12 protein-coding genes and 1 riboswitch are annotated in these 13705 nt (G+C 68.3%); of the genes, 3 read left to right on the top strand and 9 right to left on the bottom strand.

Annotated elements, in window-relative coordinates; all coding sequences use genetic code 11:
• Positions 1-151 precede the first annotated feature (151 nt).
• Both cyc1 and ACWDR4_RS10675 read left to right on the top strand, forming a co-directional pair.
• The gene (gene cyc1 / locus ACWDR4_RS10680; RefSeq protein WP_450406654.1) at positions 152-1237 is read left to right on the top strand and encodes an epi-isozizaene synthase; all 1086 of its coding nucleotides are present in this window, start codon (positions 152-154) and stop codon (positions 1235-1237) included.
• The gene (locus tag ACWDR4_RS10675; protein WP_450406564.1) at positions 1234-2595 is read left to right on the top strand and encodes a bifunctional albaflavenone monooxygenase/terpene synthase; all 1362 of its coding nucleotides are present in this window, start codon (positions 1234-1236) and stop codon (positions 2593-2595) included. The genes cyc1 and ACWDR4_RS10675 overlap by 4 nt, the downstream gene beginning before the upstream one ends.
• Positions 2596-2625: 30 nt before the next feature.
• On the opposite strand, the gene ACWDR4_RS10670 is transcribed toward ACWDR4_RS10675, so the two are convergent.
• Complete coding sequence (locus ACWDR4_RS10670) at positions 2626-3588, bottom strand: GlxA family transcriptional regulator (RefSeq protein WP_450406562.1); 963 nt, start codon at positions 3586-3588, stop codon at positions 2626-2628.
• 93 nt (positions 3589-3681) lie between these two features.
• Here ACWDR4_RS10670 and ACWDR4_RS10665 point away from each other — a divergent pair, with 93 nt between their 5' ends.
• On the top strand, positions 3682-3882 hold the full coding sequence (locus tag ACWDR4_RS10665; RefSeq protein ID WP_450406560.1) for a hypothetical protein: 201 nt from the start codon (positions 3682-3684) through the stop codon (positions 3880-3882).
• A gap of 19 nt (positions 3883-3901) precedes the next feature.
• Here the strand turns inward: ACWDR4_RS10665 and ACWDR4_RS10660 are convergent, their stop codons facing one another.
• The 8 genes from ACWDR4_RS10660 to ACWDR4_RS10625 form a co-directional block, all read right to left on the bottom strand.
• Positions 3902-4918: a ribonucleotide-diphosphate reductase subunit beta gene (locus ACWDR4_RS10660; protein ID WP_450406557.1), complete on the bottom strand. Its 1017-nt coding sequence runs from the start codon at positions 4916-4918 to the stop codon at positions 3902-3904.
• Entirely contained in the window at positions 4918-7302 is a 2385-nt protein-coding gene (locus ACWDR4_RS10655; RefSeq protein WP_450406555.1) for a ribonucleoside-diphosphate reductase subunit alpha, read from the bottom strand. The genes ACWDR4_RS10660 and ACWDR4_RS10655 overlap by 1 nt, the downstream gene beginning before the upstream one ends.
• A 126-nt stretch (positions 7303-7428) precedes the next feature.
• Positions 7429-7568: riboswitch (cobalamin riboswitch) on the bottom strand.
• Positions 7569-7645: 77 nt separating this feature from the next.
• The gene (locus ACWDR4_RS10650; RefSeq protein WP_450406552.1) at positions 7646-8149 is read right to left on the bottom strand and encodes a GNAT family N-acetyltransferase; all 504 of its coding nucleotides are present in this window, start codon (positions 8147-8149) and stop codon (positions 7646-7648) included.
• Between the two features lie 189 nt (positions 8150-8338).
• Positions 8339-9967 (bottom strand): monocarboxylate uptake permease MctP, encoded by a 1629-nt coding sequence (mctP, locus tag ACWDR4_RS10645; protein WP_450406550.1) that lies wholly within the window; start codon positions 9965-9967, stop codon positions 8339-8341.
• Positions 9964-10248 carry a DUF3311 domain-containing protein gene (locus ACWDR4_RS10640; protein ID WP_450406548.1) on the bottom strand — a complete coding sequence of 95 codons (285 nt, stop codon included), beginning with the start codon at positions 10246-10248 and terminating at the stop codon, positions 9964-9966. Before ACWDR4_RS10640 ends, mctP begins: the two co-directional genes overlap by 4 nt.
• A 105-nt stretch (positions 10249-10353) precedes the next feature.
• Positions 10354-10551: a YbdD/YjiX family protein gene (locus tag ACWDR4_RS10635; RefSeq protein ID WP_450406652.1), complete on the bottom strand. Its 198-nt coding sequence runs from the start codon at positions 10549-10551 to the stop codon at positions 10354-10356.
• Positions 10526-12691: a carbon starvation CstA family protein gene (locus ACWDR4_RS10630; RefSeq protein ID WP_450406546.1), complete on the bottom strand. Its 2166-nt coding sequence runs from the start codon at positions 12689-12691 to the stop codon at positions 10526-10528. The genes ACWDR4_RS10635 and ACWDR4_RS10630 overlap by 26 nt, the downstream gene beginning before the upstream one ends.
• A 169-nt stretch (positions 12692-12860) precedes the next feature.
• Positions 12861-13625: a GntR family transcriptional regulator gene (locus tag ACWDR4_RS10625; protein ID WP_450406544.1), complete on the bottom strand. Its 765-nt coding sequence runs from the start codon at positions 13623-13625 to the stop codon at positions 12861-12863.
• Positions 13626-13705: the final 80 nt, after the last annotated feature.

Raw genomic sequence — 13705 nt, 5'->3', positions numbered from 1 at the left:
ATCTCGGCAGCTTGGGGTAGTGAAGGAAGCAAATCCGTTCCCAGAACGGTCAGTTGTGGTGCTGAATGGGAAGTGCGGGGATACGCAACGGCGCACGCCCGGCACAGCGGGAGGGGTGTTGCGCCAACTGGCGGCTGAGAGGGGTTTGTTCGTGCCTGCTTTCCCACACAGCACCTCACCGGCGACAACAGCGGTAGCGATCCCACCATCACTGGCCTTACCGGTGATCGAGGCGGCGTTTCCCCGGCAACTGCATCCGTATTGGCCCCGGCTTCAGGAGAACACCAGGGGCTGGCTGCTGGAAAAACGCCTCATGCCGGCGGACAAGGTCGCAGAATATGCCGACGGCCTTTGCTATACGGACCTCATGGCCGGGTACTACCTCGGCGCCCCGGACGACGTACTCCAGGCGATAGCGGACTTCAGTGCCTGGTTCTTCGTCTGGGACGACCGCCACGACCGTGACATCGTGCACGGCCGGCCCGCCGCCTGGCGGAAACTCAAGAGCCGGCTCCATGCCGTGCTGGACGCACCCGGGCTGTATCCGTACCACCGGGATCCGCTGGTCGCGGGGTTCGCGGACAGTGTTCTGCGGCTGTACTCGGTCCTGGGCAGGAAGTGGAACGCCCGCTTCGCGCGGCATTTCCACGTGGTGATCGAGGCGTACGACCGTGAGTTCCGCAACCGTACAAACGGAACCGTGCCAAAAGTCGAGGAATACCTCGAACTCCGGCGGCTCACCTTCGCGCACTGGATCTGGACCGATCTTCTGGAACCGAGCGTGGGCCGCGAACTCCCCACGGCGGTGCGGAAACAGCCCGCATTCCGTCGGGCGGCTCTGTTCAGCCAGGAGTTCGCCGCCTGGTACAACGACCTCTGCTCGCTTCCGAAGGAAATCGCGGGAGACGAGGTCCACAATCTCGGAATCAGTCTCATCCGGCATCAGGGGCTGACCCTCGAAGAGGCCATCGCGGAAATCAGGAGGCGGGTCGAGGAATCCATTCTCGAATTCCTCGCGGCGGAACAGGAGGCACGCCGGTTCGCCGAATCGCTCGACGACGGCAGCGCCCGGGGAAAGGAAACGAGCAGCGCCGTGAACGCCTGTCTCGACAACATGCGGAACTGGTTCAGTTCCGTCTACTGGTTCCACCACGAGTCCGGCCGTTACATGGTCGACAACTGGGACGACCGCTCCACACCCCCGTACGTCAACAACGAAGCGGCAGGTGAGAAATGACCGTCGAATCCGTGCGTCCCGCGTCTCTCCCCATGAGCGAACCGCCCCTCGCGGGCGGCGGTGTCCCGCTCCTCGGCCATGGCTGGCAGCTGGTCCGCGACCCGCTCGGCTACTTCGCCGGGCTCCGCGACCACGGTGACGTCGTCCGGCTGAAGCTCGGCCCCAAGACGGTGTACGCGGCCACCTCGCCGGAACTCGTGGGGGAACTCGCGCTCAACCCGGCCTACATCATCGGTGGTCCGCTGTGGGAGTCCCTCGAAGGGCTGCTCGGCAAGGAGGGCGTGGCCACCGCCAACGGGCCCACCCACCGGCGCCAACGGCGCACCATCCAGCCCGCGTTCCGGCTGGACGTGCTCCCCGAGTACGGGCCGATCCTGGAGGAGGAGGCGCACGCGTTCGCCCAGCGGCTGCGGCCCGGCCAGATCGTCGACTGCACCGCGGAGGCCTTCCGGGTCGCCGTGCGCATCGCGGCCCGCTGTCTGCTGCGCGGCGACTACATGGACGAGCGGGCCGACCGGCTGTGCGCCGCGCTCGCCACGGTGTTCCTGGGGATGTACCGGCGCATGGTGATCCCCGCGGGACCGCTCTACCGGCTCCCGCTGCCGGGCAACCGCAAATTCAACCGGGCCCTGGCCGATATGCATCTCGTCGTCGACGAGATCGTGGCCGAGCGCCGGGCATCCGGTCAAAATCCGGACGATTTGCTGACGGCGTTGCTGACGGCCAAGGACGAGAATGGCGACCCCATAGGCGAACAGGAGATCCACGATCAGGTCGTCGCCATTGTCACCCCGGGCGCCGAAACCGTCGCCTCCACGATCATGTCGCTGCTCCAGGTCCTCGCCGAACAGCCGGACCACGCCGACAAGGTGGCCAAGGAGGGAGAATCGGTCGGGGGCGACCGCCCGGTCGCATTCGCGGACGTCCGCAAGCTGACGCACACGAACAATGTCGTCGTCGAGACGATGCGTTTGCAGCCGCCCGTATGGATATTGACCCGGAGGGCGGTGGCCGAGACCGAGCTGGGCGGCTATCGGATTCCGGCCGGTGCCGATCTCGTGTACAGCCCGTACGCGATCCAGCGCGATCCGCGTTCGTACGAGCGGAACACCGAGTTCGACCCCGACCGCTGGCTTCCGGAACGCACCAGGAGCCTGCCCAAGTACGCGATGACCCCGTTCGGCGTGGGCAACCGCAAGTGCCCGAGCGACCACTTCTCGATGGCCATGCTCACCATTCTCACGGCTGAGCTGGCGAGGAAGTGGCGCTTCGAACGGGTCCCCGGCTCACGCGACGCGGTCCGCGTGGGCATCACCCTGCACCCGGACCGGATGCTGCTGCGGGCCATACCCCGCTGAAGGCGCCCGGGCGGTGGAACCGGCGTACGGTCAGGCGGCCTCCGGGCCCTTGAACGTACGCCGGTACGCCTGCGGGGTCGTCCCCAGCGACCGCACGAACTGGTGGCGCAGCGCCGCCGCGTTGCCGAAGCCGGTGCGCCAGGCGATCGCGTCCATCGTCTCGTCCGTCGCCTCCAGCAACTGCTGGGCCAGCAGCACGCGTTGCCGCAGGATCCAGCGGTAGGGCGTCGTGCCGGTCTCCTGCTGGAAGCGGCGGGCGAAGGTGCGCGGCGACATGTGGGCGCGCTCGGCGAGCTGCTCGACGGTCACCTCCTCGTCGAGATGGCGCTCCATCCACACCAGCACCTCACCGACGGTGTCGCACCGCGACCGGGGCAGGGGCCGCTCGATGTACTGGGCCTGCCCGCCGTCCCGGTGCGGCGGTACGACCATCCGGCGGGCGATGGAGTTGGCGACCTCGGGCCCGTGCTCCTCGCGCACGAGGTGCAGACAGGCGTCGATCCCGGCGGCCGTACCGGCGGAGGTGATCACCGGCCCCGCGTCGACGTACAGCACGTCCGGCTCGACCTCGACCAGCGGATAGCGCCGGGCCAGCTCATCGGCGTGCCGCCAGTGCACCGCGCACCGCCGGCCGTCCAGCAGACCCGCGGCGGCGAGCACGAAGACCCCGGAGCAGACGCTGAGCACCCGGGCCCCACGGTCGACGGCCCGTCGCAGCGCATCGAGCAGCTCCGGCGGATACTCCCGGGCGGCATAGGTCTGCCCGGCCGGTACGGCGATCAGGTCGGCGTTCTCCAGCCGTTCCAGCCCGTGTTCCAGCTGCACGGAGAAGCCCGCGTGGGTGCTCAGCGTCGGGCCCTCGGCCGAGGCGACCGCGAAGTCGTACACCGGCAGGCCCTCGTCGCTGCGGTCGAGGCCGAAGACCTCGCAGACGACGCCGAGTTCGAAGGGATGCACTCCGTCGAGCAGGACGACGGCCACGTTTTTCAGCATGCTGCCAGTGTGCCTCGGCATTGGCAGGAAATCGAGGGTGTGCGGCAGTCCTGCCACTGACGGTCAGGAGTGTTCGGGTCCAGACTGATGTCCATGAACACAGCAGCGGACAGCATCGTCGGAATACTCGTCGTCGTCGCGATCTTCGTGGCCCTCGCCCTCCCGTCCCTGATCGGCCTCGCGCACGACCGGCGCATCGACCGTCAGCTCCGGGAGGCCCAGCAGGACCGGCAGGCTCGGCAGGCCTCGGCCCGCCCGGTCATCACCGCCCAGGACGTGACCCGGGCGGCGTGACCTCAGCCGGCTATCGGTGTCAGAACTCGTCGTCGAACGACACCGAGCCCTCCACCGCCACCTGGTACGCCGACGGGCGGCGCTCGAAGAAGTTGGTCAGCTCCTGGACCCCTTGCAGCTCCATGAAGGAGAAGGGGTTCTCGGAGCCGTACACCGGGGCGAAGCCCAGCCGGGCCAGGCGCTGGTCGGCGACACACTCCAGGTACTGGCGCATGGACTCGGTGTTCATGCCCGGCAGGCCCTCACCGCACAGGTCGCGGCCGAACTGCAGCTCCGCCTCGACCGCCTCCCGGATCATGTCGGTGACCTGCTGCTGGAGCTGGTCGTCGAACAGCTCCGGCTCCTCCTTGCGGACGGTGTCGACCACCTCGAACGCGAAGGACATGTGCATGGTCTCGTCGCGGAACACCCAGTTGGTGCCGGTGGCCAGGCCGTGCAGCAGACCCCGGCTGCGGAACCAGTAGACGTACGCGAAGGCGCCGTAGAAGAACAAGCCTTCGATGCACGCGGCGAAGCAGATCAGGTTGAGGAGGAAGCGGCGGCGGTCGGCCTGGGTCTGCAGGCTCTCCAGCTTCTCGACCTCGTTGATCCACTTGAAGCAGAACTCGGCCTTCTCGCGGATGGACGGGATGTTCTCCACCGCGTCGAAGGCGGCGGCCCTGTCCTCCGGGTCGGGGAGATAGGTGTCGAGCAGCGTCAGATAGAACTGGACGTGCACGGCCTCCTCGAAGAGCTGGCGGCTCAGGTAGAGCCGCGCCTCCGGGGAGTTGATGTGCTTGTAGAGCGTCAGCACGAGGTTGTTCGCGACGATCGAGTCGCCCGTCGCGAAGAACGCGACCAGCCGGCCGATCATGTGCTGCTCGCCCTCGGAGAGCTTCGCCAGGTCGGTGACGTCCGAGTGGAGGTCGACCTCCTCGACGGTCCAGGTGTTCTTGATGGCGTCCCGGTAGCGCTCGTAGAAGTCCGGGTAGCGCATGGGACGGAGAGTCAGCTCGAAGCCCGGGTCGAGCAGGTTCTTCTCAGCGTTGGTGGGCATTACTGGCAGGCCTCGCAGGACTCGGGGTTCTCAAGGGAGCAGGCGACGGCGTCTTCGTCAGCTGTGGCCTGCACGGGGATCGGGGCCTGCGCCTGGGCGGCGCGGGCGATGCGCGTCGCGGGGCGCGAGCGCAGGTAGTACGTCGTCTTCAGGCCCGACTTCCAGGCGTACGCGTACATCGAGGAGAGCTTGCCGATGGTCGGCGTCTCCAGGAACAGGTTCAGGGACTGGGCCTGGTCCAGGAACGGGGTCCGGGCGGCGGCCATGTCGATGAGCCCGCGCTGCGGGATCTCCCACGCCGTGCGGTACAGGGCGCGTACGTCGGCCGGGATCCAGGCGAACTCCTGCACCGAGCCGTTGGACTCGCGCAGCGCCTCACGGGTGCGGGCGTCCCAGACTCCGAGGTCCTTCAGCTCCTGCACCAGGTAGGAGTTGACCTGGAGGAACTCGCCGGACAGCGTCTCGCGCTTGAACAGGTTGGACACCTGCGGCTCGATGCACTCGTACACACCGGCGATCGAGGCGATGGTTGCGGTGGGCGCGATCGCCAGGAGCAGGGAGTTGCGCATCCCGGTCGCGGCGATACGTTCCCGCAGTGCCGCCCAGCGCTCGGGCCAGTTCAGCTCGACGTCGTAGTGGTCGGGGTGGAGCACACCACGGGCCGTACGGGTCTTCTCCCAGGCCGGCAGCGGGCCGTTGCGCTCGGCGAGGGCGGCGGAGGCCTCGTACGCGGCGAGCATGACGCGCTCGGCGACCCGCGTGGAGAGGGCCTTGGCCTCGGGCGAGTCGAAGGGGACGCGCAGCTTGAAGAAGACGTCCTGGAGGCCCATCGCGCCGAGCCCGACGGGACGCCACCGCGCGTTCGACCGGCCGGCCTGCTCGGTCGGGTAGAAGTTGATGTCGACGACCCGGTCGAGGAAGGTGACGGCGGTGCGGACCGTCTCGTCCAGCCGCTCCCAGTCGATGTCCCCGTCGACCACGAACGCGCCGAGGTTGACCGAGCCCAGGTTGCAGACCGCCGTCTCCCCGTCGTCCGTGACCTCCAGGATCTCGGTGCACAGGTTCGAGGAGTGGACGACGTTGCCCGGCTCGGCCGTCTGGTTGGCGGTGCGGTTGGCCGCGTCCTTGAAGGTCATCCAGCCGTTGCCGGTCTGCGCGAGGGTACGCATCATGCGGCCGTACAGATCACGGGCCGGGATGGTCTTGCGGGCGAGCCCGGAGGCCTCGGCCTTGCGGTAGGCGGCGTCGAACTCGTCGCCCCACAGGTCGACCAGTTCGGGCACGTCGGCGGGGGAGAAGAGCGACCAGAGCGCGTCCGTGTTCACCCGGCGCATGAACTCGTCGGGGATCCAGTGCGCGAGGTTCAGGTTGTGCGTACGGCGGGCGTCCTCACCCGTGTTGTCGCGCAGCTCCAGGAACTCCTCGATGTCGGAGTGCCAGGTCTCCAGGTAGACCGCGGCGGCACCCTTGCGCCGGCCGCCCTGGTTCACGGCGGCGACGGAGGCGTCCAGCGTCTTCAGGAACGGCACGATGCCGTTGGAGTGCCCGTTGGTGCCCCGGATGAGGGACCCGCGCGAGCGAATCCGGCTGTACGACAGCCCGATGCCACCGGCGTGCTTCGAGAGGCGGGCGACCTGGTGGTAGCGGTCGTAGATGGAGTCCAGCTCGTCGACCGGGGAGTCGAGGAGGTAGCAGGACGACATCTGGGGGTGCCGGGTACCGGAGTTGAAGAGGGTGGGGGAGGAGGGGAGGTAGTCGAGGCGGCTCATCAGCCGGTAGAGCGCGGCGACTTCCTCGAACGCACGGACGCCCGTCTTTGAATCAAGCGCAGTGTCCTCCGCCAGTCCGCTCGCGACGCGCAGCATGAAGTGCTGGGGCGTCTCGATGACCCGGCGCGTGATCGGGTGGCGCAGGAGGTACCGGCTGTGGAGCGTACGCAGCCCGAAGTACCCGAACCGATCGTCCCCGTCGACGTCGATCAGGGTGTTCAGCCGGTCCGTGTGCAGCCGTACGAACTCGGCGGTGCGGTCGGCGATCAGGCCCTCCCGGTGCCCGACCGCGACCGACTCCGAGAAGGTCGTGACGCCCTGCGAGGCGGCCTCGGCGGCGATGCTGACGGTCAGCAGCCGGGCGGCGAGGCGGGAGTAGGCGGGGTCCTCGGAGATGAGGCCGGCCGCCGCCTCGGTGGCCAGCTCGCGCAGTTCCGACTCGTCGGCCCGCGAGGACCGGCCGCGCAACGCGGCGGCGGCGACCCGGCCGGGGTCGGCGTCGGGGAGGTCGGCGGTCAGCTCGGTCAGGGTCCGCAGCAGCGCGGTTCCGGGACCGTCCGTCTCGACTCGGGCCACTGGGGTCGCTGAAGCCGGTTCGGCTGGCGCGATGGTCACGTGGGGGCTCTCCCTCGCTCGGCACGGGGCCTGGCGGAGGGCAGCGGGGCACACGGACGCCTTACGGGTACGCGCGCGTCCACCGGCCCACTCCACGAGGCCCGGACGTCAGGCGCCCGGACCGGTCGGCCGGGCACACCGTCGGCAGGTCCTCGGACTGGACACGCGCACAGCCGCAAGAGGGCACGAATGCACGCGTGTACACCGTTGCGGGACAGTTCCGGATTCGCACCGGATTCCCCTGCGGCGACAGCGAGCATGAGCATACATCTTGTGCCGGGCCCTGGAAGCACCCCCACATGTTGTGTCGTGTCGGCTTCGGAGGGTTGAGGGACCGGTGCTGTCAGAGCGTCAGCTCGTAGGCGAGCAGGCTCAGGTCGAGGTCGGGAATCGGCTTCCAGTCGCGCTCCGGGGCGCGTACGAAGCCCAGGCGCCCGTAGATCCGGTGCGCGGCGCGCATGGTGCTCTGGGTCGACAGGACGACGCGCACGCACCCCTCGACGGCCCGTGCGCGCTCGACGCAGGCCCGCACGAGCGCCTCCCCGGCACCCCGGCCGCGTGCTTCCCCCGCGACCGCCAGCATCCGTATCTCGGCCTCGCCCTCGCGCGCGATGTCGGACATGGGTCCGCCGGCCGGCACGAAGGTCACGCCGCCGAGCAGCCGCCCGTCGGCGACCGCCACCAGCACCTCGGCAGCGGCGGCACGCTTCCCGACGTCCCGCAGCTCGACGAGATACCCGTCACTCTCCCCGAAGTCGAGCAGCCCGTCCCCGAGATAGGCCTGCGCGGTGATCTCCCCGAGCACCTCGTACTCCTCGGGAAGGGCCTCCCTGATCAAGATGTCCATGAGTGGAGTGTGCCGGAGGGGTACGACAACGGGCCGCCGGATTCTGACCGGCGGCCCGCCGTCGCGCCCCGTCGCATGGGCGGTTCCGGTGAAGTCGCGTGCGCTGTCGCGCCCCTTAAGGGGCGCGGGGAACTGCGCGACAAGCCCCCACCGGCCCGCGGCAAACGAACTACGCACCCGGCGGAGCCGTCAGTGCACGGCCCCCGCAGTAGCCGGCGGCAACTCCACCACCACCCCCGGATCACCCGCATCCGCCGTGTAGTCCGACGCCTTCGTCTCGTCCAAGCCCTCCGGCGCCTTCAGCGCCTTCAACACGAACGTCAGCACCACCGTCACGACCACGTTCAGCACGAACGCCGTCAGCCCGATGTACCCGATCTCCCCGATCCCCGGAATCTCCTTCGAACTACCCCCGAAGTGCTTCTGCGTCGGAGAAGCGACCCCGTACGCCGCCAGCGTGCCGTACAGCATGCCGACCGCCCAGCCGGCCAGCAGGGCCCAGCGGTGCATCCAGCGGGTGAACAGGCCGCCGACCAGGGCCGGGAACGTCTGCAGGATCCAGATGCCGCCCAGCAGCTGGAAGTTGATCGCGACCGTCTTGTCCATGGTCAGGACGAAGACCAGCGCGCCCACCTTCACCACCAGCGAGACCAGCTTGGAGACCTTCGTCTCCTGCTCCGGTGTCGCGTCGGGCTTGAGGAAGTCCTTGTAGATGTTCCGGGTGAACAGGTTCGCCGCCGCGATGGACATGATGGCCGCCGGGACGAGCGCCCCGATGCCGATCGCCGCGAAGGCCACGCCCGCGAACCAGGCCGGGAACATGTTCTCGAACAGCTGCGGGATCGCCAACTGCCCGTTGGTGACCTTGATTCCGGCCGCGATCGCCATGAAGCCCAACAGCCCGAGCAGGCCCAGCATCAGCGAATACAGGGGCAGGATCGTGGAGTTGCGGCGGATCACGTCACGGCTGCGGCTGGACAGCACCGCCGTCACGCTGTGCGGGTACATGAACAGCGCGAGCGCCGAGCCGAGCGCCAGCGTGGCGTACGTCCACTGCGAGGCCTCGCCGGGAGCGAGCGCGCCGCGTGGGTTGCCGGTCGCCGGGTTGGTCTGGGAGAAGGCGTCGCCCGCGGCCTTGAAGATCTCGTCGAAGCCGCCCAGCTTGATCGGGATGTAGATGATCGCGACCCCGATGACGAGGTAGATCAGCGCGTCCTTCACGAACGCGATCAGCGCGGGCGCCCGCAGCCCCGACGAGTACGTGTACGCGGCCAGCACACCGAAGGCGATCAGCAGCGGCAGGTCCTTGACGAACCAGTTGGTGTCCTCGCCACCGCCGACGCCCATCACGTCCAGTACGGCCTGGATGCCGACCAGCTGGAGCGCGATGTACGGCATCGTCGCCAGGATCCCGGTGACGGCGACCGCCAGCGACAGCCCCTTCGAGCCGAACCGGCCGCGCACGAAGTCCGAGGTGGTGACGTACCCGTGCTTGTGCGAGACCGACCACAGGCGGGGCAGGAACACGAACATCAGCGGGTAGATGAGGATCGTGTAGGGCACCGCGAAGAAGCCGGCCGCGCCCGCCGCGTAGATCGCCGCCGGTACGGCCACGAAGGTGTACGCCGTGTACAGGTCGCCGCCGAGCAGGAACCAGGTGACCCAGGTGCCGAACGACCGGCCGCCCAGGCCCCATTCGTCGAGGCTGTTCTCGTTCTCGGCCTTGCGCCAGCGCGCGGCCATGAAGCCGACGACCGTGACGGCCAGGAAGAAGATGATGAAGACGGCGAGTGCCACGCCGTTCACGCCGTCGTTCACGCGGACGCACCCCCGCCCTGGGCCGACGCCTTGCGGGCACGCTGGTCACGCTGCCAGAGCTGGTACGCGGTCATCGTCAGCGCGGTGGATATGACCACCCACAGCATCTGGTACCAGTAGAAGAACGGTATGCCGATGAGGGTCGGTTCGATCCTCGCGTACGAGCCGACCCACAGCATGGCCACGAAAGGCACGAAGAGGCAGAGCCCGATGACGACACGAACCGGTGTCACCACCGGTTGCTCTCCCCCTGGTTGTCTCACTTCAGGCGCTTCTGGCATGTCGCGGCTCCGTCCCCTCACCGATTCCCTGTGATCACTTGTGCAACGCGCAGGAAATCTAGGGGACGCTTTCGCTTTATGGAACCCCCGTCCGCATAACGGATATCAGCAGCAGCGGAACCCCTGCCGGGGGTCCCTTTCCTGTCGGTCCGTACGCATCCGCTCGAACTCCCGCCGGGTGGGCACCGGTTCCTTCCCGTGCCCCTCCCGGACATGCGCGACATACCGCTCGTACGCCGACTCGTCGGTCAGTTCCCGTACGTACGAGCGCACCCCCCTAATCGCCCGACGAGCCCGGCGCAGCACTGCCGACGACCGCACGGCGCTCCTCCTCCCTCTCCTCCTCGCGCTCCTCCCTGGTCGGGATCAGCCCGGCCGGAGCGACGATCTTCGACTCCACGTACGCCGCCTCGCTCAGCGTGGAGAGGGCGGGCCGGCGCACATGCCGGACGCAGACCCGGGCCGCGTCCACGATCACGACGACGATCAGGATCGCCAGTACGGCCGCCAGGATGCCGTCCACCGTCGAGTTGGTGACGATGGTGTGCATGTCGTCCATGCTCTTGGCCGGCGCGAGGACCTCGCCCCGGTCGATGCCGTCCTGGTAGACGGACCGCTGCTTGAAGAAGCCGACGCGCGGATCGCTGGAGAACACCTTCTGCCAGCTGGCAGTGAGGGTCACCGTCGCGTCCCAGGCGAGCGGAATCCCGGTGATCCAGGCCCACTTGAGGCGTCCGGACTTCACCAGCAGCGTCGTGCACACCGCCAGCGCGACCGCCGCGAGCAGCTGGTTGGAGATGCCGAAGATCGGGAAGAGCTGGTTGATCCCGCCGAGAGGTTCGTGCACGCCGACCCAGAGGAAGTAGCCCCAGAGCGTGCACACGATCGCGCTGGTGATGACGAGCCCGGGCTTCCAACTCACGTTCTTGAAGGGCTTGTAGAGGTTGCCCAGCATGTCCTGGAGCATGAACCGGCCCACGCGGGTGCCCGCGTCCAGCGCGGTCAGGATGAACAGCGCCTCGAACATGATCGCGAAGTGATACCAGAACGCGCGCAGCCCGTCCCCGGTCACCTTGGCGAAGATCTCCGAGACCCCGACCGCGAGGGTCGGCGCACCGCCCGTACGCGACAACAGGCTTGCCTCCTCGACCTGTTCGGCCGCCTTGGCCAGCGCGTCCGGCGAGATCGTGTACCCGAGGTTCGCGACCGCCTCCGACGCCGACTGCACGCTGGTGCCGATGACCCCGGCGGGCGCGTTCATCGCGAAGTACAGCCCCGGGTCGATGACGGAGGCGGCGATCAGCGCCATCACGGCGACGGACGACTCCATCAGCATGGAGCCGTACCCGATCATCCGGACCTGCGTCTCCTTCTGGATCATCTTCGGCGTCGTACCGGAGGAGATGAGGGAGTGGAAGCCGGAGAGCGCCCCGCAGGCGATGGTGATGAACACGAACGGGAAGAGCGAACCCGCGAAGACGGGCCCGTCGCCGCGCGAGGCGAAGTCGGTGACCGGGTCCATCTTCAGCGTGGGCAGCGTGACGAGAACGCCCAGTGCCAGCAGCCCGATCGTGCCGATCTTCATGAAGGTGGAGAGGTAGTCGCGCGGGGCGAGCAGCATCCACACCGGCAGGATCGACGCGATGAACCCGTACGCCACCAGCCAGACGACCAGCGTCGAGGGCGCGAGGGTGAAGGTGTCGGCCCACGACGACTCGGCGACCCAGCGCCCGGCGACCAGCGCGAGCAGCAGCAGCGCCACACCGATCAGCGAGACCTCGGTGACCCGCCCCGGCCGCAGGACGCGCAGATAGAAGCCCATCAGCAGAGCAATGGGGATCGTCATGCCGATGGAGAAGGTGCCCCAGGGCGAGGCGGCCAGGGCGTTCACCACGACGAGGGCCAGCACGCCAAGGAGGATGATCATGATGGCGAACGCGGCGACCAGTGCCGCCGCCCCGCCGACCGGCCCGATCTCCTCCCGGGCCATCTGCCCGAGCGAGCGTCCGTCGCGGCGCGTGGAGAAGAACAGCACGACCATGTCCTGGACGGCGCCCGCGAAGATGACGCCCACGATGATCCAGATCGTGCCGGGCAGGTACCCCATCTGCGCGGCCAGTACGGGCCCGACCAGCGGACCGGCGCCCGCGATGGCGGCGAAGTGGTGACCGAGCAGCACACGCCGGTCGGTCGGATGGAAGTCGATGCCGTTGTTGAGGCGTTCGGCGGGGGTGGCCCGGGTCTTGTCGACCTTGAGCACTTTGTACGCGATGAACTTCGAGTAGAAGCGATAGGCGACGGCGTACGAGCCGAGGGCCGCCGCGACCATCCACGCGGCCGAGACCTCCTCGCCGCGCGCCAGCGCGAGCACGGACCAGCCGGCCGCGCCCACCAGCGCGACGAGGGTCCAGATGACGATGGTTCGAGTGTTCGCAGTGCGCACCGGGTCGTCCTCCCGTCCATGCGATGACGCAAGGACGGTAGTGCGGGATGGGGGACAGCGCTACACCGCGTGCAGGTGTCAGGGGCGCGGGGCTGTGTCTACTTGCGGCTCCGCCGCGGGGCGCGACCAGCCACAACGAACCCGCACCCGCCCACGCACCTTCAAGCCCCTAATCAATAGGCCGCTTGAGCCGAGCAACGAACTTGTACCGATCCCCCCGATAAACAGACCGCACCCACTCCACAGGCTGCTCATCCTTGTCCAGCGAATGCCGCGACAGCATCAGCATCGGCAACCCCACATCCGTACCGAGCAGCCCCGCCTCACGAGGAGTGGCGAGAGACGTCTCGATCGTCTCCTCCGCCTCCGCGAGATGCACGTCGTACACCTCGGCGAGAGCCGTGTACAGGGACGTGTACTTCACGAGCGACCGGCGCAACGCCGGAAACCGCTTCGCCGACAGATGGGTGGTCTCTATGGCCATCGGCTCGCCGTTGGCCATCCGCAGCCGCTCGATACGAAGAACCCGCCCGCCCGCCGTGATGTCGAGCAGCTGGGCGAGGGTGTCGTCGGCGGTGATGTAGCCGATGTCGAGGAGCTGCGAGGTGGGTTCGAGGCCCTGGGCACGCATGTCCTCGGTGTACGAGGTGAGCTGCAGCGCCTGCGAGACCTTCGGCTTGGCGACGAACGTGCCCTTGCCCTGGATGCGTTCGAGCCGGCCCTCGACGACCAGTTCCTGAAGGGCCTGGCGGACGGTCGTACGGGAGGTGTCGAACTCCGCCGCCAGCGTGCGCTCGGGCGGGACCGGCGTGCCGGGTGCCTGGGTCTCCGTCATATCGAGCAGATGCTTCTTCAGACGGTAGTACTTGGGCACGCGCGCGGTACGGACGGTAGCCCCACCCTCGTTCTCCGCACTGCTCACGTCGGTGCTCATGCTCCGCCTTCCCGGCTCCTGGTGCCGCTAGGGCCGGCGTCCCGCCGGTCCAAGTTCACATCGTGGCACGGCTCACGCCC

Source organism: Streptomyces sp. NPDC000878 (assembly GCF_053599695.1).
The sequence above is the reverse complement of the archived record's forward strand: the minus strand, read 5'-3'. Positions and strand labels throughout refer to the sequence as shown.